The sequence below is a fragment of the Deltaproteobacteria bacterium genome (genome assembly GCA_030654105.1).
Lineage (GTDB): Bacteria > Desulfobacterota > SM23-61 > SM23-61 > SM23-61 > JAHJQK01.
In genome coordinates this window covers 1-3,376 of sequence record JAURYC010000072.1, presented here as the reverse complement: position 1 = coordinate 3,376, position 3,376 = coordinate 1, and the positions used below count along the sequence as shown (strand labels likewise).

Here is a 3,376-nt window from a genome sequence, read left to right as displayed (position 1 = left end):
GAGGAAGCTCTGCAGCGCCTTTCCCAGCGGGTGAAGCGTTTCTTATCCATTGAGATAAACACCGGGCAGATGGTCGAGGACGTGAAGCTCTCTGTGGCCCGCGACGCCGACGTGCTTTTTTACGGCCATCCCCCGGGATCTCCCCCCGTTCCCGAGGAGCTTTTAGAAGCCATCAAAAAAGTGTTTTGAGGATTGGCCATGAAACAAGTATTCCAACGCCCCCAAAGTCTAAAAGACGTTCCTTTCCATTTCTGCCCTGGTTGTCATCACGGAACAATCCATCGCCTGGTGGCCGATGCCATCGACTATTACAACCTGCGCGAGCGGACGATCGGCGTTGCTGGCGTCGGTTGTTCGGTATTTGTTTATGAATATTTTGACATTGATGTGGCTGAAGCCCCGCACGGTCGGGCCCCGGCTGTGGCCACTGGCCTGAAGCGCGTCCTCCGCGACCGGATTATCTTTACCTATCAGGGCGACGGAGACCTGGCTTCCATTGGCATGTCCGAGATCGTCCATACGGCCAATCGCGGAGAAAACATCACGGTCATCTTTGTCAACAACACCGTGTACGGGATGACCGGTGGGCAGATGGCCCCCACAACTCTTCTGGGGCAGCAAACCACTACATCGCCCTACGGCAGGGATTTTCTCCAGGATGGCTACCCCATCCGCATGGCCGAAATGCTGGCCACCCTCGAAGGAACTTCTTACTCTGCCCGGGTGGCTTTGAACACGCCGGCCAACTTGATGAAAGCTAAAAAAGCCGTCCGCCGGGCCTTCGAAATGCAGATGAACGACATGGGGTTCTCTTTCGTTGAGCTCCTTTCTTCGTGTCCAACGAACTGGGGGATGAGTTCCCTTAAGGCCAATGAACGAGTGGAAAAGGAACTCATTCCCTATTTTCCCTTAGGTATTTTCAAGGAACGGAAAGGAACAGATCACCTGTAAATTTCGGAATGCAGAATGGCGAATGCGGAATGAATGCTAAAGCAGGGAATGGGAAATAAAAATCCGCAATCCGCATTTCGCAATCCGCATTCGAATGGAGTTTTGAATGTACCACGAAATTATCATGGGCGGGGTTGGTGGCCAGGGGATTATGGTGATTGGCAACCTTCTGGCCCAAGCTGCTTTTAAGGAAAATTTAAACGTAACTTACATCCCCATTTACGGAGTGGAAAAACGGGGGGGGCAGGCGGACTGCACGGTGGTCATTGCCACCGAAGAAATCGGCTCCCCCGTCGTCGGTGCGCCACAATATTGTATCATCATGAATAAATCCGCCCTAAACAAATATGTTGCCAGAATCAAACCCGGAGGTTTTCTCCTGCTGAATCGTTCCCTCGTAGACCCCCAGGAGGTGCCTCGAAATGACTTGGACTTCCTGGCGGTGCCGGCTATGGAGATTGCCCAAAACCTGGGGAATGACCGATTGGCCAACATGGTCATCATCGGCGCCTTCGTGGAAAAGACAAAAGTAGTCAGTATAGATTCCTTGATCGCTGCTCTCCCGGAGATCTTTGAGGAACGACACCATCATCTGCTGCCGGCCAATGCCGAGGCCATTCGCCAAGGGATGGAGTTCGCCAAATCCAATGGTTGTAAATGACTAAACCCCATGGGTATTGGTTATGAACCTCCGTGACCAAATTTTAAAGTGCGCCAAGCCTTACCTGGCCCCGAATAAACAAACCCTTTCCACTATCTCTTTAAAAGAGCGGGACGCCATTGCCACTTCTTGTGGCCTGCCAAAACGGGAAGTGGAGATCGCAGCTTTAGACCTCGAAGTATGGCCGCAGCGTTACCTCCGGAATGCCGGTTCCCTAGGCCTCGCCGGCCAGAAGAAGCTCCTCCAATCTCGGGCCCTCCTCATTGGTGTTGGCGGGTTGGGCGGGACTATCGCCCAGCTTCTAGCCCGGATGGGCCTGGGTACTCTTATCCTTGCGGATGGTGATTTTTTCAGTGAAGACAACCTGAACCGCCAGGCTTTCTCCTTAGAACAGAATATTGGCCAGGGCAAGGTCCAGGTGGCTTGTTCTGAAATCCTGAAAATCAACGCCGCCACGGAAGTCGAAATCTTTGCCGGATTTGTCAAGGAAAATGAACTTGCCAGCCTTATTAGGGGCGTTAATGTGGCCATGGATGCCCTGGATAATATGCCTACTCGATTCTTGTTGGAAAAAGTATGTAAAGAAGGTAAAGTCCCTCTGGTCCACGGAGCCGTTGCCGGTTTCAGTGGCCAGGTGACAACCATATATCCCGAAGATGTCGGTTTTAAAGCTTTCTATGGAGAATCCCAAACAACCCCAGAGAAAGGGATCGAGGTGGAGCTGGGAAATTTGGCTGGGATCGTTTCCACCGTCGCCTCTCTCCAAGTGCAGGAAGTGATTAAAATCATCACCGGCCTCGGCCGGCCCCTCCGCAACCGCCTGCTTTTCCTTGATTCTCTGAATGGCTCGGCTGAAATTATTTCCCTGAAGTAGTCCAACTGCCCAGGAGCTTCGCCAACCATCATCATGGGGAATTAGGAAAATTACTCTCAATATTTTTGACAATTGGGAGAAATAATGTTCTCCAGGCCCTGGTCAATTAAAATGGGGCGGGGTATAATTAAAAAAATATTGGGAAAAAGGAGGTCCAAGAATGGAACTAAAGGGAAAACGCATCGCCATCCTTATCGAGGACATGTACAACGAGTTTGAGTTCTGGTATCCCTACTACCGGATGAAAGAAGCTGGTGCCAGTGTAACGGTCATTGGTACGGGAGCCAAAGAATACCACAGCAAAATCGGCGTGCCTGCTCCTGGAGGAACGCCTGCTGAATCCGTAAGCGCTGCCGACTTTGAGGCCGTGATCGTTCCCGGTGGATATGCTCCGGACCGTATGCGCCGGAGCGCCGCCATGCTTAAACTCGTGCGGGATTGCTTTCATCAGGGGAAAGTTGTGGCGGCGATTTGTCATGCCGGGTGGGTGCTCGTTTCAGCCGGGGTCTTAAAAGGCAAAACGGCAACCTGCTTTTCGTCCATCAAAGACGACGTAGTCAACGCCGGCGCCAAATATGTGGACCAGGAAGTGGTGCGGGACGGCAACCTGATCACCTCGCGTACTCCGGATGATCTCCCCGCCTTCTGCCGCGAGATCATCGCAGCGCTGAAGTAGAATTCAGAAAAAAGCATTCAGGAGCCGGAATGATGATATAACTTTTTCTGAATTCTGGCTCCGCTGGTTGGAGTCACTCAGGCTTTTCGATATCTTGCCCCTCCCGGTTTAACCAGCTTTTTATATAAATTTTGTTGTCGCTCCATAGCCTGTCGGTAGCGCAGATGCCGATGGGGATCTGGCTGATGAAGGGCACTTATAAAATCTGGAATTT

At 51.8% G+C, this 3,376-nt stretch carries 5 protein-coding genes; all 5 read left to right on the top strand.

The window, feature by feature from the left end; all coding sequences use genetic code 11:
- The coding region (locus Q7V48_02860; protein ID MDO9209678.1) for a 3-methyl-2-oxobutanoate dehydrogenase subunit beta at positions 1–189 on the top strand (189 nt) is incomplete at its 5' end.
- Positions 190–198: 9 nt separating this feature from the next.
- Entirely contained in the window at positions 199–951 is a 753-nt protein-coding gene (locus Q7V48_02855; GenBank protein MDO9209677.1) for a thiamine pyrophosphate-dependent enzyme, read from the top strand.
- A 106-nt stretch (positions 952–1,057) separates the two neighbouring features.
- Entirely contained in the window at positions 1,058–1,612 is a 555-nt protein-coding gene (locus Q7V48_02850; protein MDO9209676.1) for a 2-oxoacid:acceptor oxidoreductase family protein, read from the top strand.
- 22 nt (positions 1,613–1,634) lie between these two features.
- A complete protein-coding gene (locus Q7V48_02845) occupies positions 1,635–2,486 on the top strand; it encodes a HesA/MoeB/ThiF family protein (protein ID MDO9209675.1) in 852 nt (283 codons plus the stop codon).
- Positions 2,487–2,646: 160 nt separating this feature from the next.
- A complete protein-coding gene (locus Q7V48_02840; GenBank protein ID MDO9209674.1) occupies positions 2,647–3,162 on the top strand; it encodes a type 1 glutamine amidotransferase domain-containing protein in 516 nt (171 codons plus the stop codon).
- Positions 3,163–3,376: the final 214 nt, after the last annotated feature.

Coding starts and splice junctions, on each gene's coding strand:
- Q7V48_02845 (MDO9209675.1), top strand. CDS start 1,635: ATGAACCTCCGTGACCAAATTTTAAAGTGCGCCAAGCCTTACCTGGCC.
- Q7V48_02850 (MDO9209676.1), top strand. CDS start 1,058: ATGTACCACGAAATTATCATGGGCGGGGTTGGTGGCCAGGGGATTATG.
- Q7V48_02855 (MDO9209677.1), top strand. CDS start 199: ATGAAACAAGTATTCCAACGCCCCCAAAGTCTAAAAGACGTTCCTTTC.
- Q7V48_02840 (MDO9209674.1), top strand. CDS start 2,647: ATGGAACTAAAGGGAAAACGCATCGCCATCCTTATCGAGGACATGTAC.